Annotated in this window: 19 protein-coding genes, 2 tRNA genes and 1 pseudogene; 13 read left to right on the plus strand and 9 right to left on the minus strand. The window is 48.7% G+C overall.

What is annotated here, in order from left to right; all coding sequences use genetic code 11:
* A pseudogene (locus HPS54_RS13155) lies at positions 1–117 on the plus strand (IS30 family transposase); the annotation flags it as partial.
* 150 nt (positions 118–267) lie between these two features.
* Here HPS54_RS13155 and scpA read toward each other — a convergent pair.
* The gene (gene scpA / locus HPS54_RS11010) at positions 268–2,415 is read right to left on the minus strand and encodes a methylmalonyl-CoA mutase (RefSeq protein ID WP_172345504.1); all 2,148 of its coding nucleotides are present in this window, start codon (positions 2,413–2,415) and stop codon (positions 268–270) included.
* Between the two features lie 4 nt (positions 2,416–2,419).
* Complete coding sequence (gene mutA / locus HPS54_RS11015) at positions 2,420–4,282, minus strand: methylmalonyl-CoA mutase small subunit (RefSeq protein ID WP_172345505.1); 1,863 nt, start codon at positions 4,280–4,282, stop codon at positions 2,420–2,422.
* A 303-nt stretch (positions 4,283–4,585) separates the two neighbouring features.
* Between mutA and HPS54_RS11020 the strand changes: the two genes are divergently transcribed.
* Genes HPS54_RS11020 through HPS54_RS11040 form a run of 5 tightly spaced genes read left to right on the plus strand, consistent with a single transcriptional unit; the run spans position 4,586 to position 9,548 of the window.
* Positions 4,586–6,271 (plus strand): putative transporter, encoded by a 1,686-nt coding sequence (locus HPS54_RS11020; RefSeq protein WP_172345506.1) that lies wholly within the window; start codon positions 4,586–4,588, stop codon positions 6,269–6,271.
* Positions 6,272–6,307: 36 nt separating this feature from the next.
* Positions 6,308–7,276, plus strand: coding sequence for an OadG family transporter subunit (locus tag HPS54_RS11025; protein WP_172345507.1), 969 nt, complete (start codon positions 6,308–6,310; stop codon positions 7,274–7,276).
* Positions 7,277–7,313: 37 nt separating this feature from the next.
* On the plus strand, positions 7,314–7,769 hold the full coding sequence (locus HPS54_RS11030) for an acyl-CoA carboxylase biotin carboxyl carrier protein subunit (protein ID WP_172345508.1): 456 nt from the start codon (positions 7,314–7,316) through the stop codon (positions 7,767–7,769).
* An 11-nt stretch (positions 7,770–7,780) separates the two neighbouring features.
* A complete protein-coding gene (locus HPS54_RS11035; RefSeq protein WP_172345509.1) occupies positions 7,781–8,938 on the plus strand; it encodes a sodium ion-translocating decarboxylase subunit beta in 1,158 nt (385 codons plus the stop codon).
* 16 nt (positions 8,939–8,954) lie between these two features.
* Complete coding sequence (locus HPS54_RS11040) at positions 8,955–9,548, plus strand: response regulator transcription factor (RefSeq protein WP_172345510.1); 594 nt, start codon at positions 8,955–8,957, stop codon at positions 9,546–9,548.
* Between the two features lie 16 nt (positions 9,549–9,564).
* Here HPS54_RS11040 and hisC read toward each other — a convergent pair whose 3' ends face one another.
* The 4 genes from hisC to HPS54_RS11060 all read right to left on the minus strand — a co-directional run bounded on the left by hisC (position 9,565) and on the right by HPS54_RS11060 (position 14,078).
* Positions 9,565–10,602, minus strand: a complete 1,038-nt coding sequence (gene hisC / locus HPS54_RS11045) for a histidinol-phosphate transaminase (RefSeq protein WP_172345511.1) — start codon at positions 10,600–10,602, stop codon at positions 9,565–9,567.
* The gene (hisD, locus tag HPS54_RS11050; RefSeq protein ID WP_172345512.1) at positions 10,599–11,903 is read right to left on the minus strand and encodes a histidinol dehydrogenase; all 1,305 of its coding nucleotides are present in this window, start codon (positions 11,901–11,903) and stop codon (positions 10,599–10,601) included. Before hisD ends, hisC begins: the two co-directional genes overlap by 4 nt.
* 15 nt (positions 11,904–11,918) lie before the next feature.
* A complete protein-coding gene (gene hisG, locus HPS54_RS11055) occupies positions 11,919–12,770 on the minus strand; it encodes an ATP phosphoribosyltransferase (RefSeq protein WP_172345513.1) in 852 nt (283 codons plus the stop codon).
* Between the two features lie 963 nt (positions 12,771–13,733).
* Positions 13,734–14,078, minus strand: coding sequence for a cupin domain-containing protein (locus HPS54_RS11060; RefSeq protein ID WP_172345514.1), 345 nt, complete (start codon positions 14,076–14,078; stop codon positions 13,734–13,736).
* A 614-nt stretch (positions 14,079–14,692) separates the two neighbouring features.
* Here HPS54_RS11060 and HPS54_RS11065 point away from each other — a divergent pair.
* From HPS54_RS11065 to HPS54_RS11095, 7 genes are all read left to right on the plus strand, one after another.
* Entirely contained in the window at positions 14,693–16,441 is a 1,749-nt protein-coding gene (locus HPS54_RS11065; RefSeq protein WP_172345515.1) for a phospho-sugar mutase, read from the plus strand.
* A 606-nt stretch (positions 16,442–17,047) separates the two neighbouring features.
* Positions 17,048–17,135 (plus strand) — tRNA-Ser (locus tag HPS54_RS11070).
* Between the two features lie 27 nt (positions 17,136–17,162).
* A tRNA-Glu gene (locus HPS54_RS11075) sits at positions 17,163–17,234 on the plus strand.
* A 162-nt stretch (positions 17,235–17,396) separates the two neighbouring features.
* Entirely contained in the window at positions 17,397–20,093 is a 2,697-nt protein-coding gene (locus HPS54_RS11080; protein WP_172345516.1) for a valine--tRNA ligase, read from the plus strand.
* A gap of 136 nt (positions 20,094–20,229) precedes the next feature.
* Positions 20,230–20,898 carry a 7-cyano-7-deazaguanine synthase QueC gene (queC, locus tag HPS54_RS11085; RefSeq protein ID WP_172345517.1) on the plus strand — a complete coding sequence of 223 codons (669 nt, stop codon included), beginning with the start codon at positions 20,230–20,232 and terminating at the stop codon, positions 20,896–20,898.
* Between the two features lie 129 nt (positions 20,899–21,027).
* The gene (locus tag HPS54_RS11090) at positions 21,028–22,719 is read left to right on the plus strand and encodes a tetratricopeptide repeat-containing sensor histidine kinase (RefSeq protein WP_172345518.1); all 1,692 of its coding nucleotides are present in this window, start codon (positions 21,028–21,030) and stop codon (positions 22,717–22,719) included.
* 62 nt (positions 22,720–22,781) lie between these two features.
* Complete coding sequence (locus tag HPS54_RS11095; RefSeq protein WP_216653077.1) at positions 22,782–23,456, plus strand: response regulator; 675 nt, start codon at positions 22,782–22,784, stop codon at positions 23,454–23,456.
* A gap of 392 nt (positions 23,457–23,848) precedes the next feature.
* Here the strand turns inward: HPS54_RS11095 and HPS54_RS11100 are convergent, their stop codons facing one another.
* The 3 genes from HPS54_RS11100 to HPS54_RS11110 all read right to left on the minus strand — a co-directional run bounded on the left by HPS54_RS11100 (position 23,849) and on the right by HPS54_RS11110 (position 26,418).
* Positions 23,849–24,469 carry a hypothetical protein gene (locus tag HPS54_RS11100; protein ID WP_172345520.1) on the minus strand — a complete coding sequence of 207 codons (621 nt, stop codon included), beginning with the start codon at positions 24,467–24,469 and terminating at the stop codon, positions 23,849–23,851.
* A 28-nt stretch (positions 24,470–24,497) separates the two neighbouring features.
* On the minus strand, positions 24,498–25,196 hold the full coding sequence (locus HPS54_RS11105; protein WP_172345521.1) for a hypothetical protein: 699 nt from the start codon (positions 25,194–25,196) through the stop codon (positions 24,498–24,500).
* A gap of 412 nt (positions 25,197–25,608) precedes the next feature.
* Positions 25,609–26,418 carry an SGNH/GDSL hydrolase family protein gene (locus HPS54_RS11110; protein ID WP_172345522.1) on the minus strand — a complete coding sequence of 270 codons (810 nt, stop codon included), beginning with the start codon at positions 26,416–26,418 and terminating at the stop codon, positions 25,609–25,611.
* Positions 26,419–26,434: the final 16 nt, after the last annotated feature.

Here is a 26,434-nt window from a genome sequence, read left to right on the forward strand (position 1 = left end):
AACTATATCAAGAAAGTGGGAAAGAAATTGAACCTCAGACCGAGAAAGAAACTAAATTTCTCAACCCCGAAAGAAGAATTCTTCAAACAAATCATTAATTTTGCACTTGCCAGTTGAAACTACCGACGGATAAGAATTATCGAATCTCATAAAAGTTTAGATGACTTCATTGCGTGATTGGCAGCAACAAAATGGAGAGAAATGAAAAAAGAAATGGTTATTGTCAACTTGGACAATAACCATTTCCTTATTGGTTGTATGCAGTGATTATTCTTTATCCAGAAGAATATTCATCATTTCGCATGCAGCTTTGGCTACGGATGTACCCGGACCGAAGATTGCAGCTACGCCTGCCTTGTACAGATAGTCATAGTCTTGTGCCGGTATCACACCACCTGCTATTACCATGATGTCCTCGCGTCCAAGCTTCTTCAGCTCTTCGATAAGCTGAGGTATCAGTGTCTTGTGTCCCGCTGCAAGCGAACTTGCACCGATAACATGAACATCGTTCTCCACAGCCTCGCGTGCCGCTTCTGCCGGAGTCTGGAACAACGGTCCCATGTCTACGTCGAAACCGCAGTCAGCATATCCGGTTGCCACAACCTTTGCACCACGGTCGTGTCCGTCCTGACCCATTTTTGCCACGAAAATACGCGGGCGGCGACCTTCTTTCCTTGCAAACTCTTCTGTCAACTCACACGCTTTGTCAAAGTCGTTGTCGTTTTTACTTTCTGATGAATACACGCCTGAAATAGTTCTTATTATTGCTTTATAACGTCCTACGACCTCTTCGCAGGCATCGCTTATCTCTCCTAATGTACAGCGCAGCTTGGCACACTCCACGGCATGAGCCAACAAGTTGCCTTCGCCTGTACGTACACACTCCGTAAGTTCGGCAAGAGCTTTCTTGCAAGCGTCCTCATCGCGTGATGCGCGCAGCTTGTCGAGGCTTTCTTCCTGCTGGTTTCTTACGGCGGTGTTGTCGACTTCAAGAATGTCTATCGGGTCTTCGTGGTCAAGACGATACTTATTTGTACCCACGATTGTCTGCACACCGCTGTCGATACGCGCCTGTGTGCGTGCCGCAGCCTCTTCGATACGCATTTTGGGCAGTCCGGTCTCTATGGCTTTTGCCATACCTCCCAGCTTCTCAATCTCCTGTATGTGCTCCCATGCCTTGTGTACAAGCTCGTTGGTAAGCGACTCTACATAGTATGAACCCGCCCACGGGTCTATCTGCTTGCATACCTTTGTCTCGTTTTGTATGTAGATCTGCGTGTTGCGCGCAATACGTGCGGAGAAGTCGGTAGGCAGTGCTATCGCCTCGTCGAGCGCATTGGTGTGCAGTGACTGCGTGTGACCGAGCACGGCAGCCATAGCTTCTATACATGTACGACCCACGTTGTTGAACGGATCCTGCTCCGTAAGCGACCATCCCGATGTCTGTGAGTGTGTGCGGAGTGCCATAGACTTGGGGTTCTTTGCACCGAAACTCTTCACGATCTTAGCCCACAGCAGACGACCGGCACGCATCTTTGCAATCTCCATGAAGTGGTTCATGCCGATAGCCCAAAAGAACGACAGGCGCGGAGCAAACGCATCGATGTCTATTCCGGCGTTCACACCGGCACGGAGATAGTCCATACCGTCTGCAAGGGTGTATGCCAACTCGATGTCTGCCGTGGCACCGGCTTCCTGCATGTGGTATCCGGATATGGAGATAGAGTTGAACTTGGGCATGTTCTGCGATGTGTACTCAAAGATGTCCGCAATGATTTTCATCGAGAATGCAGGCGGATATATATAGGTGTTGCGCACCATGAACTCCTTGAGGATGTCGTTCTGGATTGTTCCTGCCATTTCTTCGAGCTTGGCTCCCTGCTCCAGACCTGCCACAATGTAGAATGCAAGTATCGGAAGCACGGCACCGTTCATTGTCATGGATACGGACATCTTGTTGAGAGGTATGCCGTCGAACAGCACTTTCATGTTTTCGATAGAGCAGATTGATACTCCCGCCTTGCCCACATCGCCTACAACACGCTCGTTATCAGGGTCGTAACCACGGTGTGTGGGGAGGTCGAACGCAACGGAAAGTCCTTTCTGTCCCGATGCGAGGTTGCGGCGGTAGAATGCGTTGCTCTCTTCGGCGGTTGAGAAACCGGCGTACTGACGTATGGTCCACGGGCGGAACGGATACATCATGCTGTACGGACCGCGCAGAAATGGAGGGATACCTGCCGAAAAGTCCAGGTGTTCCATGCCCTCAAGGTCCTCTTTTGTATAAACGGGCTTTACCTCTATGTGCTCCGGAGTCTTCCAGTTTGCCTCGATACCGTTTTCTTTTTGCCAGTCTGTTCCGTTGACGGCGTTAATGCCGGCAAATATATCTATATCTTTAAAATTCTTTCTCATGGCTTTATTTCATTAACTTAGCGTTATACTCTTTCAGTGTTTCGAGCACATTGCATCTTACATGTACGAAGTTCTCTATGCCTGCGGCCTTAAGATCGTCCATGCAGGCGGGAGCACCTGCAACCACAAACATGGCGCGGTTGTCAAGATACTTGTATGCAGGTATTGCATATTCGGCATATTCGTCATCGCTTGAACAAAGAACAACTATGTCGGCTCCTGCCTCGAGAGCGGCGTCTACGCCTTCTTCTACAGTATTGAAACCAAGATTGTCTATAACCTTGTATCCTGCACATGCCAGGAAGTTGCAGCTGAACTGTGCACGTGCCTGACGCATGGCAAGGTTTCCTATTGTGAGCATGAACGCAACAGGCACCTTATTACTGTTCTCCACTTCTATGCGGAGGTCTTCAAAATCGGCGGCAAGGCGGGAAGCATTGATTGCCTTGAACGGCTTTTCGTGGTCTTCGTGCTTGTGTCCGCATCCGCAACCGCATGATGCCGATGTCTTTCCTTCCGATTTCTCTGTAAAGTTGGGGAACTGGTTTGTGCCAAGTATGAACTCCTTGCGGTTGGCGGCGGCGGTATGACGCTTTGCGTTTGTTTCGTTTACGCAGTCCTGTACGCTTCCTTTCTTTATAGCTTCAAGGAAACCTCCTTCTTCTTCAACGTTAAGGAATATCTTCCAACCCTCACCGGCAAGGAGAGATGTTATTTCCTCTATGTAATAGCTTCCTGCCGACGGGTCCACTACTTTGTCGAAGTGGCACTCTTCCTTAAGCAGAAGTTGCTGGTTGCGTGCTATGCGCTCCGAAAACTCGTTCGGTGTCTCGTATGCAGCGTCGAACGGAGTAACGACAATAGAGTGAACACCGGCAAGGGCGGCACTCATCGTTTCTGTTTGGGAACGTAACAGGTTCACGTAGCTGTCGAACATCGTCATGTTGTATTTGGATGTCACAGCGTTTACGCACATCTTGCAGGCACAGTCGCACTTAGGCTTATACTGCTTTACTATTTCAGCCCAAAGCATACGTGCCGAACGGAACTTGGCTATCTCCATGAAGTAATTTTCGGAAATGCCCATGTTGAATTTAATCTTCGATGCGGCAAGAGCGGGATCCGTACCTGCCTCTATCAGCATGTTGAGATATTCGTTACCCCATGCAAGTGCATATCCCAATTCCTGAACGATGTATGCTCCGGAATTGTTCAGCGAAACGGTGTTTACCGATATGCAACGGAAGTGGGGATAGTCTTTCAGCGTGTTTACTATTTCGGGTGCTATGGAGAGAAGCTCTGTCATGTCGCATCCCTTCATAATCATTTTCTCCATCGGGTCCCAATCAACAGAGCCTACTATCTTGGCTTTGTCATAACCTTTCTTGTCAAAATATGCGGCTAAGATCTGTGCAAGTTCCAGTGTGTGGCGCTTGCATGTCGTGAAATTGACTTCAACGACATCGCAAAGGATGTTGTCAAGCAGCGTTTCTACGAATTCCATGCTTACCTTCTTGCCGGGAATGCTGAAACAAAGCGAGTCTATTCCCTTGTTCAGTATATCCAGTGCCTTGGCATTTGCAGCCTGTGCATCGTCTGCAACAATGTCCTGACGAATATACCATTCGTTGTTGTCCTTCTTGTTTCCGCGTACAAACGGGAACTCGCCGGGCATTGCATCGGGAGTTTTTAACTTAGACAAATCTTCCTTACGGTAAAAAGGCTGTACATTGAAGCCTTCATTGGTTCTCCATACCAGACGTTTGTTGAAATCAGCACCTTTCAAATCTACTTGAATCTTATCCAGCCACTCTTGGGTGGACGGTGCCTGAAACTCGGTAAAGAGTTTTTCTTTACAGTTTGACATAATGTTTTTATTATAATAAGTTTCTAAATATTCCGGTATATATTCGGATGTACGGCAACATTCTTTGCCTAGGAATATGCAGCCTCCGACAATCAAACGTGTCTGATTATGCCGAAGTGCTGTTCATTCCGTGCAAAGATAATTCATTTTTTTGACCTTTTATAAAAAATAAAAGGAATTTATCTTCCGGCATATAAAAATGCAAAAAGTTAATGCAATGTCTTAAAATATTTGTCCAAATGTTGTTCTTTGAGGGATATTTTGCCTAATTTTGCACCCACATATTTATAGTGGTTTGTTATTATGGAATGGCTTATAAATTTATTTGTTACAACTGATTCTATTGCTCATATCGTCTTGCTGTATGCTATAGTGATAGCTGTAGGGGTTTATTTAGGAAAAATAAAAGTGGGCGGAGTATCTCTTGGTGTTACTTTTGTACTTTTTTCCGGCATTATTGCCGGTCACATCGGTTTTACGGCTCCCGTCAATATACTTACTTTTATTCAGGATTTCGGTCTTATACTGTTTGTCTTCATGATTGGTCTGCAGGTGGGTCCCGGCTTTTTTGAAAGTTTCAGAAAAGGAGGAGTGACGCTTAACGGGCTGTCTACGGCAATGATATTTCTCAATATAGGCGTGATGTTTGCATGCTACTATATTTTCTTTGATACTTCCAATCCCAATAATCTTCCCATGATGGTAGGTACTCTGTATGGTGCCGTGACAAATACGCCGGGACTTGGCGCCGCCAACGAGGCATTGTCGTCCGTGTTCGAGGACGGTAAGGCGCCGCAGATTGCATCGGGATATGCCTGTGCCTATCCGCTCGGAGTGCTGGGTATCATCGGCGCAACCATTGCAATAAAGTATATATGCAGGATTTCCATGTCTAAAGAAGAGGCGGAACTGGAGAAAGAAGAAGCCGACAATGACTCTGTAAAGCCGCATTTCATGCACTTGAAGGTTACAAACTCTTATCTGGAGGGAAAGACATTGCTGCAGGTTCACGATTTCCTTAACCGTGACTTCGTATGTTCAAGAATATTGCATGAAGGTCATGTCAGTATACCGAATAGGAATACGGTGTTTCATATAGACGACCAGCTGTTCATTGTATGTGCGGAGGTGGATGCCGAGGCGATAATAGCGTTCATCGGTCCTACGATAGAGGTGGACTGGAAGAAGCAGGACGAGCCAATGGTAAGCAAGAGGATACTTGTTACACGCTCGTCAATGAACGGAAAGACACTTGGCAAGATGCACTTCTCGAGTGTATATGGAGTTAACGTGACCCGTGTCACACGTCAGGGCATGGAACTTTTTGCAAGTAACAGCCTTTCATTGCAGGTGGGCGACCGCATAATGGTTGTCGGTCCCGAAGATGCCGTTAACCGTGTGGCAAGCGTTATGGGCAATTCTATAAAGAGACTTGACGCTCCCAACATAGCAACAATATTTGTAGGCATAATTCTCGGCATATTGTTTGGAAGTCTTCCCATTGCAATTCCCTCAATGCCTGTGCCGTTGAAACTTGGTATTGCCGGCGGTCCGCTGATAATAGCGATACTTATAGGAAAATACGGATACAAGTTCCACCTTGTAACCTATACCACGACGAGTGCCAATATGATGTTGCGCGAGATAGGTTTGGTGCTGTTTCTCGCGAGTGTGGGTATAAAGGCGGGTGCCGGATTTGTGGAAACTGTTGTGCAGGGCGACGGTATAAAGTATGTATATACAGGTTTTCTGATTACGGTAATACCTATTCTTATAATAGGTACGTTGGCAAGGCTTAAGTACAAGTTCAATTATTTTACGATTATGGGTATGCTTGCCGGTACTTGTACCGATCCTCCCGCGCTGGCATACGCAAGTTCGGTGTGTTCAAAGGATGCTCCTGCCGTGGGCTATTCTACGGTGTATCCTCTCTGTATGTTTCTGCGCATACTCACGGCACAGTTGATAGTTCTTTTCTTTTGCGGATAAATCATTGACAGATAAACTTTATAATTATAATAATACATGAAAAAAAGCAGAATATTGCTGTGTCTGTTGTTTATGAGCAGCACTCTCATGTTCGGGCAAGGTGCCAGGAACATAAAGATAAATGAGGTGCTGACAAACAATACCGGCAATTTACAGGACGAGTTTGGAAGGCGGAATGCATGGGTGGAGTTGGCTAATACATCGTTCTCCTCGTATAATGTGCGCGGCATGTACATTACTACAGATCGCCGTGTACTTGACAAAAACCTTACGATACCGCAGCGTGTTGCCATGATGAGCATCATTCCTAACGGCGACGCAAGGACGGTAATGTCGGCACAGGATCATCTTGTCTTCTTTCTGAACAGCAATCCAGCCAATGGCACGCTGCATCTTTCTGCAAAGGCAGACCCGCAAGATGTTGTATGGATTGCGCTTTACGACGGCAATGCCATAGACATTATAGACTCAGTGAGCGTGCCCGTGATTGAAGAGAACATGTCGTATGCACGCGAAAAGGACGGTGCTTCCGTATGGAGGGTAAAGGCAAGCGATGAAGTGACGCCCGGAATAAAGAACCTTATAAAGACAGACGAGACGAAGATTGCCCGCTTGAAGCGCGAAGATCCTCACGGATTGGGCATCACCGTGCTTTCCATGGGTATCGTCTTTTCATGTCTTGCCCTGCTTTATGTCTTCTTCCGCATACTCGGATTGTTTATGGCGCATAAGCAGGCAATAAAGAAAGCCGGCAGGATACAGCCTATAAAGGCAGCAGTAAAGACCGGTGAGAAACTTGCGGAAACAGGACACAAGACAAAGGTAATATTGAAAGACGGCTTGCAGACGGCAGGTATAGACAAAGAGATATACATGGCTGTGATATCGATGGCACTCAAACAGTATGAGGATGATGTACACGATATCGAAAGTAATGTCATTACGATAAAGCCTCATCACACAAACTGGACCTTGCCGCATCCCGACGAGCCGGTTATTTCATAAATTAATCATTCGTAAAATCAAATAACTACATAACACTATGAATAAGTATCAGTATAAAGTTCAGGGCGTTGATTACGACGTTGAGATTGAAGATATAGACGGCAACGTAGCCAAAGTGAGCGTAAACGGAATACCTTTTGAGGTAGAGATAAAGCAGCCGATAAAGTCAGCACATGTTCTTCACAAGCCGAAGGTGGCGGTTCAGACACCGTCACGTGCTGCCTCTGCTCCGGTTCCGGCTCAGCCGCAGGCTCCTGTTGCCCCCGTTCCTGCCGCTGCAGGCACAAAAGTTCTGGCTCCATTGCCCGGTACAATCACCGAGATAAAGGTTAATGTCGGCGATGTTGTAAAGAACGGTGACACGGTTGTCATCCTCGAGGCAATGAAGATGCAGAACAATATCGAGGCAGAGTGTGCCGGTACAATCACGTCGGTAGTGGTGAGCAAAGGTGATACGGTGATGGAAGGTGCCGTACTTGTTACAATCGGATAATAGGCAGGACAATGGGATTTACAGATTTCATAATAAGTAACTTTAACGAGTTTCTGAGTTATACAGGTTTTGCGAATGCCGAGACAGGCAATCTTATAATGATTGTGGTAGGCATATTCTTTATATGGCTTGCCATAAAGAAAGATTTCGAGCCGCTGCTGCTTGTGCCCATCGGGCTTGGCATCATTCTCGGAAACATCCCGTTCAGAGCCGATGCCGGTCTTGAAATAGGGTTGTATGAAGACAATTCGGTGCTTAACATCTTCTATCAGGGTGTCCGTCAGGGCTGGTATCCGCCGCTTGTGTTCCTTGGTATTGGTGCCATGACCGATTTCTCCGCACTGATAAGCAATCCAAAACTCATACTTATCGGTGCCGCTGCACAGTTTGGTATCTTCGGTGCATACATGTTTGCCCTTGCACTTGGCTTTGAACCCAACCAGGCTGCAGGTATTGCCATCATCGGAGGAGCCGACGGTCCTACGGCGATATTCCTTTCGTCGAAGCTCTGTCCCAACCTTATGGGAGCCATTGCAGTGTGTGCATATTCATACATGGCGCTTGTTCCGGTTATCCAGCCGCCTCTTATGCGCCTTTTGACAACAAAGAAAGAGCGTGTGATACACATGAAGCCGGCGCGCCGTGTAAGCCAGACGGAACGAATATTGTTCCCTGTCATAGGACTGTTGCTTACCACGTTTATCGTACCTTCGGGACTTCCGTTGCTTGGAATGCTGTTTTTCGGCAATCTGTTGAAAGAGTCCGGTAAGACGACACGCCTTGCAAAAACGGCGGGAAGTGCGCTCAACGATGTTATCGTGGTGCTTCTCGGTCTTACTGTCGGTTGCTCTACGCAGGCAAGCGAGTTCCTTACGATGAAGACAATCTTTATCTTTGCAGTGGGTGCAATGGCGTTTATCATTGCATCGGCAACAGGTGTACTGTTCGTGAAGTTCATGAACTTGTTCCTTCCGGCTCACAAGAAGATAAATCCGCTGATAGGAAATGCCGGTGTCAGTGCCGTACCTATGAGTGCCCGTATATCGAACAACCTCGGACTGGAGTACGACCGTCACAACTTCCTTCTCATGCATGCCATGGGTCCGAATGTAGCCGGTGTGATCGGTTCTGCCGTTGCAGCCGGAACTCTGCTCGGCTTCTTGTCGTAAAAGAAACGATTGTTCTATGCACGGACACCCCAAAATAGCTATAATTAACCCCAACACGCTTGCCGTGCTGGGGTTAAAAAATATATTGCAGAGCATAATGCCCGTAATCGGCATAGACACGTTCGGCTCTTTTAGTGAACTTCCTTGCAGCCGCCGCGACATTTATTACCACTATTTTGTCACGACCGACATCCTTCTTGACCACCGTGCATTCTTTTTAGAGAACATGCGTAAGACCATCGTGCTTGTATCCTCATCGGATCCGCAGGCGCAGATAAGCGGTTTCCACTGTCTGTGCACCGGCATACCGGAACATGAGTTCGTCAAGTCCCTGCTTGCCCTCGAACAGAAAGCCCATGCCAACGGTCACAACCTTCCTCCCGTGCCTAAAGAGGCGGGAGGCTGCATGCTGTCTGCCCGCGAGATTGAGGTAATGTCGCTTATAGTACAGGGATATATCAACAAAGAAATCGCCGACAAGCTCAATATCGGTCTTGCCACTGTGGTTACCCACAGACGTAACATCATGGAAAAACTAAGGTTGCGCAGCGTCTCCGCACTTACGATATACGCCGTAATGCACGGATATGTGGATATAGGCAAGATTTAGTTCCCGCTTCTTTATTCTATCTATACTGCCTCAGTGCCGCCAGCAACTCGTTGTTTTCGCTTTTCGAACCCACGGTGATGCGCAGACAATTGTTGCATAACTGCACGCGTGTGCGGTTGCGGACTATTATTCCGTTGTTCACAAGATAGTCGTATATCACCTGGGCGTCTGTCATGCGGGCAAGGAAGAAGTTGGCATCGGTGGGATAGACGTGCTTGCATATCGGCAGAAGCTTGAAAGCTTCGATCATGCGTCCGCGTTCGAGCAGCAGCATCTTTACCCATTTGTCCACCTCGTATGGGTCTTTCAGCGTTTCAAGTGCCTGCTGCTGTGTAAGCAGGTTTATGTTATAAGGATATTTCACCTTGTTGAAAAGACCGATGATGTCGGCGTGTGCGAATGCCATTCCGAGCCTTATGGCGGCGCAGCCCCATGCCTTGCTGAATGTGTTAAGCACAATCATGTTGGGGTGGGAGGCAAGTCTGAGACGCATAGGACTTGCGGATGAGAAGTCGGAATAAGCCTCGTCGACGACCACAAGTCCGTCGAAGCCGTCGATGACTTTCATCATTTCCTTGCGGTCAATGCTGTTTCCGGTGGGGTTGTTGGGCGAACAAATCCATATCACCTTCGTGTTCCTGTCGCATGCGGCAAGCATCTTGTCGGCAGACATGCCGAAGTTCTCGTCAAGAAGCACGGGGCGATATTCCACATCGTTAATGTCCGCACACACCTTGTACATGCCGTATGTCGGTTCGATGGCGACAACGTTGTCCCTGCCGGGGCGTGTGAAGCACCGGTATACAAGGTCTATCGCCTCGTCCGAGCCGTTGCCGAGGAATATCTGTTCGGCACCTACACCTTTGACCTTTGCAAGTATCTCTTTTATCTCCGTCTGCAACGGGTCCGGATAGCGGTTCAGCGGAGCGTTGTACGGATTCTCGTTGGCATCGAGAAACACGTGTGCCGCGTGTCCGCTGTACTCGTTGCGTGCGCTGCTGTATGGCGCAAGATTCCATATATTGGGTCGTGCCAGTTCTTTCAGTGTCTTCATTTCTTTTCTCCGTAAATGTTTTTACACTCGTCGATGCGTACCGTCATGGCGTTTTTGTGCGCATCGAGCCGCTCGTTTTCAGCCATTATCTCCACGGCGCGCCCTATGTTGGCTATGCCTTCGGGCGTTATGTGCTGGAATGTTATCTTGCGGTTGTAGCTGTCAAGGTTCACTCCGCTGTATGCCGTCGCATACCCGTGCGTTGGCAGCGTGTGGTTTGTGCCGCTGGCATAGTCGCCCGCACTCTCGCAAGCATACTTCCCGAGGAACACGCTTCCGGCGTTTACAACCTTTGCGGCAAGTTCTTCATGGTTCTCCGTGGCTATTATCAGATGCTCCGGCGCATAAATATTGCTCAGCTCCATCGCTTCGTCATAGTCTTTTACAAGTATCAACATGCTGTTTTCGAGCGACTTCCGGATGAACTCCTTGCGCTCCAACGCCTCCGTCTGACGGTCTATGCACGCTGCAACATCATCGAGCATTCTCTCTGATGTGGTTATCAGCACAGCCTGAGAGTCGGCACCGTGCTCCGCCTGCGACAGCATGTCGGCTGCCACAAACTCGGGATTGCTCGTCTCATCGGCAATCACACACACCTCTGACGGTCCCGCCGGCATGTCTATCGCCACGTCGTGAAGGCTCACAATCTGCTTTGCCGCCATGACATATTGATTTCCCGGACCGAAAATCTTGTACACCTTAGGCACGCTTTCCGTGCCGTATGCCATAGCCCCTATGGCTTGTACGCCGCCGATCTTGAATATTTTCCTCACCCCGGCGATGTGTGCCGCCGCAAGAATGGCAGGGTTAACCTTACCGTCCTTGCCCGGAGGAGTGCACAACACTATCTCCCTGCATCCTGCAATCACCGCAGGTGTGGCAAGCATCAGCACCGTGCTGAACAGCGGTGCCGTGCCACCCGGCACGTAAAGTCCCACTTTTTCTATCGCCACGCTCTTCTGCCAGCATGTCACTCCGGGCTGTGTCTCCACCTTTTTCACCGTCATTGCCTGTGCGCGGTGAAACCTTTCAATGTTGCCGTGGGCAAGGTGCAGGGCGTCGAGCAGCTCTTCAGAAACCTCTGTCAGAGCCTCTTCAAGTTCTTTTTCTGTCACGACAAGCGATTGCAAGGCAGCCTTGTCGAACATCTCCTCATATCTTATCACCGCCCGGTCGCCGTTTTCCCTAACGTCGTCGAGTATCTTTTCCACGGCGGCGTTCAGTTCCGACAGGTCTGTACGCGACCGTCCGGTTATCCGTTCCCGGTCATTTCTTTCGGGATACCTTATTATATTCATCGTTCAGTCGTGTCCTTATAAAATCATCTTCTCGATAGGCGTCACCAGTATTCCCTGTGCACCAAGCTCTTTCAGCTTGCCTATTATCTCCCAAAAGCGCTTCTCGCCCAGCACCGTGTGCACCGAACACCAGTCTTTGTCGGCAAGCGGTATTATCGTAGGGCTTTTCAATCCGGGCAATACCGATATTATTTCGTCTATTCTATTGTTCGGAACGTTCATGCGTATGTACTTCTTGTCCTCGGCATTGCGCACCGCCTCGAAGCGGAACATCATTTCATCGAGCAACGCTTTCTTGTCCTTGTCCATGCCTTTGCAGGCTATGAGCAGCGCCTCGCTGTCCATTACGCGCTCCACTTCGCGCAGATTGTTGCTGATAAGTGTCGAACCGCTGCTGACGATGTCGAATATGGCATCTGCCAATCCTATGCCCGGACATATCTCCACGCTGCCCGTGATGACGTGTATCTCTGCACTGATGCCGTTGTCATCAAGATACTTGCGCAGTATGTTGGGGTAGGAGGTGGCTATCTTCTTGCCGTTGAACCACGACGGACCGTTGTATTCCACCGATTTGGGTATGGCAAGCGACAGGCGGCAGCGGCTGAAACCCAGTCGGCAAATCACCTCGGCGTCCTCGTCACGCTCCACATATTCGTTCTCGCCCACCACACCTATGTCGGCAATGCCCGTGGCAACGTTCTGCGGAATGTCGTCGTCGCGCAGGTAAAGCACTTCCAACGGGAAGTTTGATGCCTGCACCAGAAGCGTGCGTTTGCCTGAACCTATCTTGATATCCGCCTCGTTGAGCAACCTCATCGTGTCCTCAAAGAGACGTCCTTTTGACTGTACTGCTATTCGTAACATTTTATTTGCTGTTGTTTTAAATGTGTTGCAAAATTACACTTTTTATAGCAATATTGCAAGAAAACAAGGCTGTTTATATGCTTTTTGTAATATTGGGTGGTTTGAGATGAGGGGGATTGGGAGGGCGTGCGGCTGCATTTTCTTGTTGTTATGGGGCGATGAATAATGGTTTTAGCTGTGTTCTCCTCCGGTAGGGACATATTCTTGTATTTGTCCGCACGCCTCATTGAGGCGTTCATATCGTTATTTGGAACATTCAATACTAATTTTTTTGTTGTTTCGTTTATCCCTTATCCGTATAAATAAATAATGAACGCCTCAATGAGGCGTGCGGACAAATACAAGAATATGTCCCTACCGGAGGTGTATTTTGGGGGTGCTCGTTATTTCAAACGTTCGTAATATATACCTTATTTCCTCCTGCAACGCATCGTATTATATCTCTATCTATGTTTACAAAGTGTAACTCTTTTAATCTTTTCATGCACAAAATGTCAACCGAAAAACCTCTCTCTGTTTTCTCAAACTACGTTGCCGGGGCAACATTATTGTGCTTTCGGAAGATAAAAACATACCCTTTTAATGACAAACCGTGCATGTTTGGAGGCAGAAACAGCACACTTTGCAGTGCAATATGCGGCATTTTACGTTGCAATATGCCGCATATCACAATGCAAAACACGGCACTTTACATTCTGAAATGCCGTGTTTTGTATGCTGTCAAGCCTCATTTGGCTGCACACTTGTGCTCTGTTTAAACGCAAACCACATGTTTACAGTGTATTACGGCTGCACACAATTCTTTCGCATATTTGCCTCCGCAGAGTCTTTCGCTGCCGAATAACGCAGCTATGAGCGGTTGTGCAAAAGCAATGTGTAAGCCATATTGCTGCTTTATCAAGCATAATGCAATGTGTGGCATACGGCTCGTCGCCTGTCGTTTCATGCCGCAACACACCAAAATCAGATACCGAGGAAGTCGGCTCTTACGGGGCTGAACGTGTCTATGAGTGTTCCTGCCTCCAGACATACGCATCCGTGCGGCTCGTCGGGTGCCACATAATAGCCGTCGCCTGCCGTGAGAATGCGCTTTTCGCCGTTGATGTCAAGCTCGAATTTTCCGCTTGCCACGTATGTCGCCTGACTGTGATAATGCTCGTGCATGGTACCGACAGCACCTTTTTCAAACACCACCTTCACCATCATCAACTGTCCGTCGTATCCCATAATCTGGCGGCGGATGCCCGGTGCAGGGTTTTCCCATTTTGTTTCCTCACTGATTTGAAATCTCGTGCCGGCTGTTTTCATATTGCTTTATTTTTAATGTTTAAAACGTAATTTTATACAAAGATAATGCAAGCCGAGTGCAATGAAACTTGTTTCAAATTGCCGAGGCGCAGCTTATCTTATGCAAAGATAGCATAATAATATCTCTCTGCCTGCCGTTTAGTCCGTATCCTCTCGTGAATTTAACCATTTATTAGACTTTGTTTGCATTTGTTTTACAAATTCACGGCATGCCCGTGACTCCTCCTCGACTATGATATTAGGTTAAATAAAAAACATGAACTTGACGAATAAATATCCCATTTTATATTACAAACCACACCCTCACATGCAATAAGCATTTGTCTTTTATCTCCGTTTATTTTCCCTTATCTTCCCATATCTTCCTTCTATTAAGACCATTGTATATATGTATATGGTGCTTTTGCGGCGTCCCTGCCTTTTTCAAAGGAGGGGTAGGGGTGGTTTGTATAATTCGTCTGACTCGCGTTAAACAGCAAAAAAATATATTTAATGTCAAATAAATGTATCTTCGCAACGGTGTTTTTCGATTTAATTCATTATCTTTGCGTGGAGATAATGTGTCGTTCAAGATACAGTGGGAAAGAATTGTTTTAACTAATTTATATAATAATATGGAAAATAACACCGAATTGATTAAGCAGTGTGAGCTGAAAGCCAAGGAATGGCTGTCGCCCGCGTTCGATGCGGATACGCGTGCAGCTGTAAGCGAGATGTTGGAAAAAGAAGACAAAACCGACCTTATAGAGTGCTTCTACAAGAACCTTGAGTTCGGTACGGGCGGACTGCGCGGCATAATGGGCGCCGGCAGCAACCGTATGAACATATATACCGTGGGGCTTGCCACACAGGGACTGGCAAACTATCTGAAGAAAAACTTTGCCGGTATGGAGCAGATATCTGTTGTGGTGTGCCACGACTGCCGCAACAACAGCCGTCTGTTTGCCGAGACAGTGGCAGACATCTTCTCTGCTAACGATATCAAGGTTTACCTCTTTGACGACATGCGTCCCACGCCCGAATGCTCGTTTGCCATACGTCACCTCGGATGTCAGAGCGGTGTCAACATCACTGCCAGCCACAATCCGCGTGAGTACAACGGATACAAGGCATACTGGGCAGACGGTGCGCAGGTGCTTGCTCCGCACGATACGGGCATCATCGACGAGGTTAACAAGGTGAGGATAGAAGACGTTAACTTCAAAGGAAACAAGGAACTGATACAAATCATCGGCGAGGATGTGGACAAGGTTTACCTCGACCTCGTGCAGGGAGTGTCTATCGACCCGGATGTAATAAAGAGACAGAAAGACCTCAAGATTGTATATACGCCGCTGCACGGTACCGGCATGACGATGATACCGCGCTCGCTTAAGCAGTGGGGCTTTGAAAACGTGCACTGTGTTGAAGAGCAGATGGTAAAGAGCGGCGACTTCCCCACAGTTGTAAGTCCCAATCCCGAGAACGGCGAGGCGCTTACTCTGGCACTCCGCGATGCAAAGGCGATAGATGCCGACATCGTAATGGCGAGCGACCCCGATGCCGACCGCGTGGGAATGGCTTGCAAGAACGACAAGGGCGAGTGGATACTCATCAACGGAAACCAGACATGTCTGCTCTTCCTCTATTATATCATCAAGAACCGTCAGGCAACAGGCAAGATGCAGCCCACGGACTTCATCGTGAAGACTATCGTTACCACAGAGGTTATCAAGAAGATTGCAGACAAGCAGAATATAGAGATGCGCGACTGCTATACCGGTTTCAAGTGGATTGCACGCGAGATTGCACTGTCTGAAGGAAAGCAGCAGTATATCGGTGGCGGTGAAGAGAGCTACGGCTTCCTTGCAGAAGACTTCGTTCGCGACAAGGATGCAGTGTCCGCATGCTGTCTTTTGGCAGAGATATGCGCATGGGCAAAGGATCAGGGCAAGATGCTCTACGACGTGCTCATGGACATATATCTGGAATACGGCTTCTCAAAGGAGGTTACTATAAATGTAGTCAAGCCGGGAAAGACCGGTGCTGATGAGATCAAGCAGATGATGACCGACTTCCGCAACAATCCGCCTGCAACGCTTGGCGACAGCAAGGTGGTTCTTTGGAAGGACTATAAGACACTTGAGCAGCGCGACATCGACGGCAATGTCACAAAGATAGACATGCCGGACACAAGCAACGTGCTTCAGTGGTTCTGCGAGGACGGCACGAAGATAAGCGTGCGCCCGTCGGGAACAGAGCCTAAGATAAAGTTCTATACAGAGGTGAAGGGCACAATGAAGTGTGCCGGATGCTATGAACGTTGTCTTGCAGAAGGTGCCGTTAAGATTGAGGCTATAAAGAAAAGCCTTAATCTCGACTGATTACGGTAGGGCGATGTGTGCCGGATATCTGCCGGCACAGTGATACATATCGGCGGAGCGTAGGGAACAAGGGGTTCTTACGCTCCGCTTTTTTATATGTCCGCGGCTCTATACCTTATTTATATATGGGGTGGGGCTGGGAGAACATTCGAAACCGCATGGCTTGTTTCGTGTGTAATGGTGGCGGCTGCACCGGGGTACAGCCTTACGGGGAGGATGAACATTATCTGTAATCTGCATAATAGGTTGAAAGTGGGAAGGAGATAGAGCCTGCTTATCTGTAGGGATGTTCCCTGGAACATCCGAAACCGCATGGCTTGTTTCGTGTGTAATGGTGGCGGCTGCACCGGGAGTACAGCCCTATAGGATAGGGATAGTTTCGGCTTTCGTTATCCTAAACTCACGTATATGTAGTTATTTCCCAACCCCATAAACCGCATTGCGATATTTGCATATTGAAGAGTAAAACCATTGTGCAGGCTCTCTTTTATCCACTTTTTATGCTGTAAGTATATTTTTTTAAGTCAAAAGCTTGCATGTATGAAAATAAAACACTACCTTTGCACCGCATTTAAGAGAAAATGCTGCGGTATTCAGTTACCGTCTGGAAGTTTGGGTGAGTGGCTGAAACCAGCAGTTTGCTAAACTGCCGTACGTGTTTAACGTACCGGGGGTTCGAATCCCCCAGCTTCCGCAGGGTTCTCTCTCGTGCATATCTAACGGTGGATTCATCTAACGGTTAGGATACAAGATTCTCAATCTTGGCATAGGGGTTCGATTCCCCTATCCACTACTAAAGCTCCCGCAACGGCAAAGTTGCGGGAGTTGTTTGTTATATAGGGCATAAAACGCTGCTGTCTGTATACATTTTAAATATAAAGCAACTGTTTTACGCCGTTTTTTCGTAATTTTGCAGAGTTTTACACTATTATAATAATAAAGTTATATTTAAACAATGGAATTAGCAAGTAAGTACGATCCCAAGGAAGTGGAGTCGAAATGGTATCAGTATTGGCTTGACAACAAGCTGTTCAGTAGTAAACCCGACAGACGCCAGGCTTATACCGTCGTCATTCCGCCGCCTAATGTCACCGGAGTGCTGCACATGGGACACATGCTCAACAATACCATTCAAGATATACTTGTGCGCCGGGCACGCATGGAAGGAAAGAACGCCTGCTGGGTGCCGGGCACAGACCACGCCTCTATTGCCACAGAGGCAAAGGTGGTGAAGAGACTTGCTGAGAAAGGAATAAAGAAACACGACCTTACACGCGAGCAGTTTCTTGAGCATGCGTGGGAGTGGACCAACGAACACGGAGGCATAATATTGAAGCAGTTGCGTCGTCTCGGTGCAAGCTGCGACTGGGACCGCACGGCGTTTACCATGGACGAGAAGCGTTCGAAGAGCGTTATAAAAGTATTTGTAGACCTTTATAACAAGGGCTTGATATACCGCGGACTGCGAATGGTGAACTGGGATCCGAAGGCACTCACTGCGCTTAGCAACGAGGAAGTTATATACCGTGAGGAGAGTTCCAAACTTTATCACCTTAAATATTATGTGGCTGTTGAAGAAGGGGAGACTTTCGTGCCGCAGGAGACCGAGGGATGCGTGATGCACAAGGACGACAAGGGCTACTATGCGGTAGTGGCGACGACACGTCCCGAGACGATAATGGGCGATACGGCGATGTGTATCAACCCCAAGGATCCGAAGAACAGTTGGCTTAAGGGCAGGAAAGTGATTGTGCCGCTCGTAAACCGCGTAATCCCCGTGATAGAAGACAGATATGTGGATATAGAATTCGGTACGGGATGTCTTAAGGTGACGCCCGCTCACGATACTAACGACTATATGTTGGGCAAGACACACAATCTGGAGACGATAGATATCTTCAATCCCGATGCGACGGTGTCCGAAGCTGCCAGCATGTATGTAGGCATGGACCGCTTTGACGTGCGCGTGAAGATTGCCGCAGACCTTAAGGCTGCCGGACTTATGGAAAAGGAAGAAGACTATACAAATAAGGTAGGCTATTCCGAGCGTAACCCCGACACGGCGATAGAGCCTCGCCTTTCGCTGCAATGGTTCCTGCGCATGCAGCACTTTGCAGACATTGCTCTGCCCCCCGTTATGAACGACGAACTGAAGTTCTATCCGCCCAAGTATAAGTCTACGTACAAGAACTGGTTAGAAAATATACAGGACTGGTGCATAAGTCGCCAGTTGTGGTGGGGGCACCGCATACCCGCATACTATTATGCCGGCGGAGAAAACGACTTCGTTGTTGCCGAAACGGCGGATGAGGCGCTTGAAATGGCAAGGCAGAAAAGTGGAAACGCGGCACTGACAGCCGCAGACCTGAGACAGGATGAGGATGCTCTGGACACATGGTTCTCGTCATGGTTGTGGCCGATATCGCTGTTCGACGGTATAAACAATCCCGGAAACGACGATATAAACTACTATTATCCTACCGCAGACCTTGTTACCGGACCGGATATCATATTCTTCTGGGTGGCACGCATGATTATGGCGGGATACGAATATATGGGTCAGATGCCTTTCAAACATGTGTACTTTACAGGTATTGTGCGTGACAAACTGGGACGCAAGATGTCCAAGAGTCTCGGCAACTCGCCCGACCCGCTGCTGCTTATAGACAAATACGGAGCCGACGGTGTGCGTATGGGCATGATGCTCTCTGCGCCTGCGGGCAACGACATATTGTTTGACGAGAGTCTTTGCGAGCAGGGACGTAACTTCAACAACAAGATATGGAACGCCTTCCGCCTTGTAAAGGGATGGGAAGTGGCGGACATAGAGCAGCCGGAAGCAAGTGCGGTAGGCGTGAAATGGTTTGAAGCCAAACTGAAGCAGACCAATGCCGAGCTTGACGACCTGTTCAAGAAGTATCGTATATCCGAGGCTCTTATGGCTGTGTACCGCCTGTTCTGGGATGAGTTCTCAAGCTGGTATCTCGAGATGATAAAGCCTGCTTACGGTGAGCCGATAGACCGCGCTACCTACGATGCGACCATAGGCTTCTTCGATACGCTGCTTAAAATGCTGCATCCGTTCATGCCGTTCATCACAGAAGAGTTGTGGCAGCATATAAGCGACCGCAAGGATGGCGAGTCGATAATGCGCGAAAGCCTGGATGTTCCTGCCATGACCGGTGCGGAAGAGACACTCGTTGCCGACATGGAGAATGTAAAGCAGCTGGTGGGCAACGTGCGCATGGTGCGCAGCCAGAAGAACATATCGCCGAAGGAGACGCTGGTGATGCAGGCTGTTGCGGCAAACAAGTATGAGGCTTATAACTGCGTGACAACAAAAATGGCAAATCTCGGTTCCATAGATGTGGTTGCAGAGAAAGACAGCACGGCTGTGGCGTTCATGATCGGCACCGATGAGTTCGCTATACCGATAGGAGACATGATAGACGTAGAGGCGGAGATAGAGAAACTTGAGGCTCAGCTGAAGCATCTCGAAGGTTTCCTTGCCGGTGTCACGAAGAAACTGTCCAATGAAAGGTTTGTTGCCAACGCCCCCGAGGCGGTTGTCGCCCTCGAGCGCAAGAAGAAGAGCGACAGCGAGGAGAAGATAGCGGCGATAAAGGAGTCGCTTGCCGCTTTGAGAGGATAAAGGCAACCGTAACTTAACGCGATAAGTATGTGAGATCTGTTCTCATATCTGCCTGCAATTGTGTTTTCATTGCTTGTGACAGGTATGAGGACAGGTCTCTTTTATTGTGAGATAATAAACAAATGAATGATAAGATATGAAGAATAAAGACTCTGTCATCATCGTCAGCGGTGGAATGGACAGCATCACGCTGCTTTATGACATGCACGAGCGCATAGCTCTTGGCATATCGTTTGACTACGGCAGCAATCATAATGCCCGCGAGATACCTTTTGCAAAGGAGCACTGCGAGCGCCTGGGCATAAAGCATGTAGTGATAAACCTTGACTTTATGCCGCAGTATTTCAAGAGTTCATTGCTCGACGGTGCCGATGCCATACCCGAGGGGCACTATGCCGACGACAATATGAAGTCGACCGTTGTGCCTTTCCGCAACGGCATAATGCTTGCCATTGCCGCAGGAATAGCAGAGAGCAACGGGCTTAAATATGTTATGATAGCCAATCACGGCGGCGACCATACCATATATCCCGACTGCCGTCCCGAGTTTATAGCGTCCATGAGCGAGGCTACGAAGAACGGAACATATCCGGGAATAGAGATACTTGCGCCATATAAGGACATTACAAAGGGAGACATAGCCCTGAGGGGTAAGGCGCTTGGCATAGACTATTCGCGGACATGGAGCTGCTACAAGGGCGGCGCGGTGCACTGCGGCAAGTGCGGGACGTGCGTGGAGCGCAAGGAGGCATTGCTCTATGCCGGACTGGAAGATACTACGGAGTATGAAGAGGCGCGGCGGTGACGTGGCGGCGCGGCGGTGCATGTAGTGTGAGAGTGGTGTAAACAGATAATCAAAAAGATAAACATAAGCAATACGAACATTCGGGGGAAACTGATAGCGGCTGTTTTGTTGTTCTTTTCATGCACGGTCATGGCGGATGATATTGCCGGTCTGCGCGAGAAGGCAGATGTTATGCACGCTCAGGGTAAGAACGATTCGGCGGTCATTGTGGCAGACGAGGCGCTGCGCATGGCTGTGGCGTCGGGCGACCGCTGTGCGCAGGTGGGACTGCACTCGTCCATGGGTGTGTATCTGCGCACTATGGGAAAGACGGATGATGCGCTCAGGCATTATAACGCCGCCCTTGAACTGTGTACGGACGAGAAGTTCAGGCGTGAAGCCGATGAGGATGCGCGTCAGGAGGTTGCCGTGCTGTATCTGAACCTTGCCACTCTGCATGTCGACATGCAGCACAAGAAGGAGGCTGCCCTATATGCAAGCAAGGCGGACGAGTGGACGGGGCTTTGCAAGGATAAGGAGTTCAAAGCGCAGCTGTTCGGTAACCTGGGGACAATCTTCGTAATGTGCGGCGACATTTCATCCGGCCGGCGCGTGCTTGCCGCAGGCTATGAGTATTCGACGGCGTTGGGACAATGGGATGCTGCCCTCAGTGCCGCGGCGAACATGTTGATGCTTGCAGGCAAGACCGGTGATGCAGGTGGGCAGACGGAATGGGAGAAGCGCTGCAAGGTGCTGCTGCCCAAGGCGCAAGGGGTGATGAGCAAGCTGATGTATTATCAGGTGAGATGCGGCATGGCGCTGAACAAGGGCGACAACGACACTGCTCTCGACATGTTTTCCGAGATAATGAACCTCGACGGTATAGAGAATATGCCTTTCGTGCTTTACGACTGCTATAACAACATTCACGAGATATATGCCCGCAAGGGCGATTACCGCAGTGCGTATGAATATCTGATGAAGGCGGGCGGGGTGCGCGACAGTCTGTTTGAGAAGGAAAAGGCGGAAAGTCTAAGAGAACTGACGGTGAAATACGACGCAAAGGAGAAGGAGCTTGCCCTGTCGCAGAGCCGTGCACGGCTGGCGCGCATGCAGCTATATATAATAGGTGTCGTCGCCCTGCTGATAATAATCTCCGTCGCCGTATATGTTTATATATTGCGTTCGAGGCATAAAGCGCATGTACGTGAGGCGGAGTTCGCCGCTTTGCGCAATGATATGGACCGCCGTATGACCGAGAAGTATATCAGCGGACTTGAGAACGAGCGCAACCGACTGGCGCGCGAGCTGCACGACGGCTTGTGCAACGACCTCTATACGGTGGAACTGAGGCTTGCGGCGTCGGAGCCTTCTTCGCCGTCGGTGGAGATGCTTGCCGAATGCCGGGAGCAGGCAAGGCGCATATCGCATGAGCTTATGCCACCCGAGTTTCGTTATGCCACTATCGACGAAGTGCTGTCCGACTATGTGGAAAGGATGTCGCCGGGCGTTGCACCTTGCATCATCTCATACGAGTCGTCGCCCCGTGACGCTTCCTGGGCGATGGTGCCAGACGGAGTGTCGTTCGGCATCTACCGCATTGTGCAGGAGGCTTTGGCAAATGCCGTGAAGCATTCGGGCGCCACGGAGATAAGCGTGAGGATGTCGGCGGCAGACGGCAGGGTGGAAGTAGCGGTGAGCGACAACGGGCGCGGGGGCGGCAAGTCTGCCGGTATAGGCAGCCGCACGATGCGCCAGCGTGCCGAAGCCGTAGGCGGAAGAATGAATGTTGAGAGCAACGACGAAGGAACGACCGTAAGATTTGCCGTAAATATGCGGTGAATACGATAAAATCACGGAAACCCGTGATTGATTGTTGTGACGTGAAATATAATTTTGCGCCTATGAACGACAATATGAAAATATCTGCTGCATACAGGCTGCGGGACTTGTCTGTTGCCATAGTTGACGATCATGCGTTGGTTCTCGAAGGATTTAAAAGTCTGTTGAATAAGCATGGTGTTAATGATGTTGTCACTTTCAGCAAAGCTGCCGAACTTATGGATATACTTCCGGCGCATGGCTTTGATATATATATTGTAGATATCGGCATGCCCGATGTGAACGGCTTTGTGCTGATAGACGCCATAAGGGAGCGATATGCCGACGCCCGTATCATTGTGAATACCATACATGAGGAGATATGGCTTATCAGGCGTATGCTGGACAGGGGCGTAAATGCCATTCTTTATAAAACAACCGACTTCTCGCGTGTCATAGAGGCTATCGTTACTGTTCTTAATGGAGAGCGTTATTTCTGTCCGGAATATAGGAAAACATTGAAGAGACTTGACATTGGTAACGACATACCGTCTTTGCGCGAGATAGAGGTACTCAGAGATATAGCCCGCGGATACACGTCGAAGGAGATTGCATCGCATTTGTTTGTGAGCGAGAATACGGTGGAAAGCCATCGCAAGAGCCTGTTTTCCAAGCTTAAGGCAAGAAATATTGCCGATCTTGTCATGAAGGCTGTGGCTATGGGATATATAATGCCGTCCGATTATACCGATGAATGACATAAAATAACATGATTAAGGCGTTTTTTTTATTACCGCCGAACTTGTATCCGATATGTAAGGACATTGCATTGCATCATTTAAAATATGCTACAGTTTTCTCTACTATATAGTACAGTTTTCTGTACTATATGCCACAGAAATCTATCTCATATGCGTTACGTTTGTATCTCATATGCGTTACGTTTCTATCTCATATGCGTTACATTTCTATCTCATATGCGTTACGTTTGTATCTCATATGCGTTACATTTCCATCTCATATGCCGGAGAAACATGTACAGCATGTTTTAAGTTCTCGTTTCTTTAAAACAAGAACTCGATATAACAGTAAATCCCTGTAAAGCTATATGGAACTTTACAGGGATTATTGTTTATTGCGGATCTATCTGTTATTCGGGGGTTACGTCCCATTGTACGGGAACATTCTTGAACGTTATCACTCCGCGGTGGCTTGCATCAAGGTAAACGCCAAGGCGTATCAGCTGCATCTTCTTCGCCGTTTTCTTTACATCCATGAAGTGCAGGTCTTTTTCGTCAAGCACGACTTTTACGAACAGTCCCTCCGTTACATTCTTGGGAAATGCCCCCATGGTGTTTAACGGATAAGTGTTGCCGTCTTCGTCTACAGCCATGGCTCTCACGTTGTTTGCGCTTCCGAATGAAGCCTGTGTCAGGTTTAGGTTCATCTTTACCTTCAATACAAGATACACCGAACCGTAGTTGAGCGATGTGCTCTTGCCGTATGCCCCGACAAGCTCTACGTCCATCGCCGGTGCAAGCGGATTTTGCATCTCGCCGCCGCTTGGTATGGGAACTGACGCCACGGTCGGAGTGTCGTCTGCTGCCTTGTTATTGCCGGTGCCGGCATCTTGCACACCGAGAACCTTGTTTACATCCGTCACGGCTTTCTTCGCCTTGTTCAGCAGTTTGCCGAGCTGAGCATCGGCTGTCTGCGGCATTGCGAACGTGAATGCCATTATGCACGCCATTGTCAATACTTTTGTCTTCATATTATTCTGCTTTATTGGTTATACTCGATTACTTCAGCTTGCTTTCGTATTCCTCTTTTGCCTTCTTGCCGGTTTCGCGTGCCGCGCGGTATCTGTCGCTGTTCTTGTTTACGATGACGAGCTTGGACAAACCGCCCATCATGTCGGCATTCCACGGCTCTATGTGCAGGTAGGTCGTTACAAAACCCTTCGTTCCCTGCGCATATTTGTCGGAGTACGGCAGTCCGTCTGTTCTGAAACCGCTTCCGTTGTGCACATAAACTTCGTTCTCGTTGCCGCCGATGGCTATCACGCGAATGTTCGAGAGGTCGAACGCCGAGTTGTCGCGGAGGTATGTTCCCGTATCTGTCAGTTCCACTTCCGCCACCACTTCGATGTTGCCTTTGTCCGTTATGCTTTTAATCTTGAAAGGCGATACTATCTTTACGGGCACGTCGCCGGTAACCTCTCCTTCGATGTCCTTTCCTATAAGCTCCTCTTTCCTGCTTTTAATCTGTGCCTTCATTTCCTCTTGTATGGCGCTGCCCTTTACAAACAGAGCCTGCATCTCGGCGGCATCCTTGACCTTTGCCAGTTCATGACGCGCTTCCTCCAGCTTTCCTTCATGTTCTTTCACTATCCGGGGCAGTTCTCCAAGCGGTCCGGACGCCGAGGGACCGCCGTCTTTGCAGCCGGTCATGAAGACACATGCCACGGCTGCTGTCATAAGATAATAATGTTTTTTCATGTTATTGTTTATTTGTTCCGTATGATTACTCTTGCTGTAACGGCATACCACGCTCTACATATTTATATATGCAGCATGTGGTATGTATGCTGTGTTGCAAAAGTAATTAATGGATTGTTATATACAATAACGGAAATCCGTGATTTCAGAGGAGATAAAGGGAGATAAAGGGGAGATATGTGGCTTACGCCACGGAAGATAAAGGGAAGATAATAAGGAGATAAAAGGAGATAAGGGGAGATATGTGGCTTGCGCCACGGAAGATAGAGGACAAATGCCTTAAAAACAGGCAACAAGACATACGTCTTTTATCTCCCTTTATCTTCCGTGGCGTAAGCCACATATCTCCCTTTATCTACTTATTATCTCCCTTTATCTCCTTATTATCTCCCTTTATCTCCTTCTCTTTCTATCAGAACCCACAGGGCAAGGCGAGCAGCCCGTACATTATCGTCCGCGCCATTCTTTCGTGTCCCTTGTCGTTCGGGTGCAGCAGGTCCTTGCCTTCGTCCTTGAAGTACTGCCTGTGCTCGTCCAGCGACGGGTTCAGTCCGCAGAGGGCGTTGAGGTCTATCACCGGCACCGACCATATATTGCCGCATGCCTTTGACGCCTCGATGTATGCGGAGAGATACTCCCCGTTCTTGTTGCAGTAGCTGTCCGGCTGCTGCCATTTCCCTGCTTTTGATATGTAAAAGGAGCGGTGTATGGGCGTCATCACGATAATCTGTTTGCACGGAAACATCTTCTTCACCGTGCTTAACGCAATGTTTATGCGTCCGCAATAAGTGCTGTCGCTCATTACCGGATGCAGTCTCCTGCGCTTCTCCGTCACTTGCGGCTCGTTTATGTTTGTGGCGATATCCTCTTCACGCTCTGTAAACCATGTTCCCACGGGCACTCCGGCGTTGAAGTCGTTCGTACCGATGAATATGATGATGGCATCGAAGTCGTCACCGTGCTCAGTCCTCAGCTTCTCCGCCTGTCTCGGTATGTCGTTCCATTGTCTTCCGCTTATGGCATAGACAAAAGGCGTTATGCCGAGCCACTCCTGCAGACAGTTCCAATACTTCCTTCCTGCCGCCTTGTGGTTGGGATCGGTTATCGAATCGCCCAGATAAGCCACGCGTTTCCCTTGCCACGGGTGCGTGAACATGGTCTGTGCCATGTCGGGAGAAACGATGATGAGACACAGCAGAATGGATAAGATTTGTTTTTTCATGTCAGATATTTGTTTT

The organism is Xylanibacter caecicola (genome assembly GCF_013166515.1).
In the GTDB taxonomy this organism is placed as follows: domain Bacteria; phylum Bacteroidota; class Bacteroidia; order Bacteroidales; family Bacteroidaceae; genus Prevotella; species Prevotella caecicola.

Coding starts and splice junctions, on each gene's coding strand:
- scpA (WP_172345504.1), bottom strand. CDS start 2,415: ATGAGAAAGAATTTTAAAGATATAGATATATTTGCCGGCATTAACGCC.
- mutA (WP_172345505.1), bottom strand. CDS start 4,282: ATGTCAAACTGTAAAGAAAAACTCTTTACCGAGTTTCAGGCACCGTCC.
- HPS54_RS11020 (WP_172345506.1), top strand. CDS start 4,586: ATGGAATGGCTTATAAATTTATTTGTTACAACTGATTCTATTGCTCAT.
- HPS54_RS11025 (WP_172345507.1), top strand. CDS start 6,308: ATGAAAAAAAGCAGAATATTGCTGTGTCTGTTGTTTATGAGCAGCACT.
- HPS54_RS11030 (WP_172345508.1), top strand. CDS start 7,314: ATGAATAAGTATCAGTATAAAGTTCAGGGCGTTGATTACGACGTTGAG.
- HPS54_RS11035 (WP_172345509.1), top strand. CDS start 7,781: ATGGGATTTACAGATTTCATAATAAGTAACTTTAACGAGTTTCTGAGT.
- HPS54_RS11040 (WP_172345510.1), top strand. CDS start 8,955: ATGCACGGACACCCCAAAATAGCTATAATTAACCCCAACACGCTTGCC.
- hisC (WP_172345511.1), bottom strand. CDS start 10,602: ATGAAGACACTGAAAGAACTGGCACGACCCAATATATGGAATCTTGCG.
- hisD (WP_172345512.1), bottom strand. CDS start 11,903: ATGAATATAATAAGGTATCCCGAAAGAAATGACCGGGAACGGATAACC.
- hisG (WP_172345513.1), bottom strand. CDS start 12,770: ATGTTACGAATAGCAGTACAGTCAAAAGGACGTCTCTTTGAGGACACG.
- HPS54_RS11060 (WP_172345514.1), bottom strand. CDS start 14,078: ATGAAAACAGCCGGCACGAGATTTCAAATCAGTGAGGAAACAAAATGG.
- HPS54_RS11065 (WP_172345515.1), top strand. CDS start 14,693: ATGGAAAATAACACCGAATTGATTAAGCAGTGTGAGCTGAAAGCCAAG.
- HPS54_RS11080 (WP_172345516.1), top strand. CDS start 17,397: ATGGAATTAGCAAGTAAGTACGATCCCAAGGAAGTGGAGTCGAAATGG.
- queC (WP_172345517.1), top strand. CDS start 20,230: ATGAAGAATAAAGACTCTGTCATCATCGTCAGCGGTGGAATGGACAGC.
- HPS54_RS11090 (WP_172345518.1), top strand. CDS start 21,028: ATGGCGGATGATATTGCCGGTCTGCGCGAGAAGGCAGATGTTATGCAC.
- HPS54_RS11095 (WP_216653077.1), top strand. CDS start 22,782: ATGAACGACAATATGAAAATATCTGCTGCATACAGGCTGCGGGACTTG.
- HPS54_RS11100 (WP_172345520.1), bottom strand. CDS start 24,469: ATGAAGACAAAAGTATTGACAATGGCGTGCATAATGGCATTCACGTTC.
- HPS54_RS11105 (WP_172345521.1), bottom strand. CDS start 25,196: ATGAAAAAACATTATTATCTTATGACAGCAGCCGTGGCATGTGTCTTC.
- HPS54_RS11110 (WP_172345522.1), bottom strand. CDS start 26,418: ATGAAAAAACAAATCTTATCCATTCTGCTGTGTCTCATCATCGTTTCT.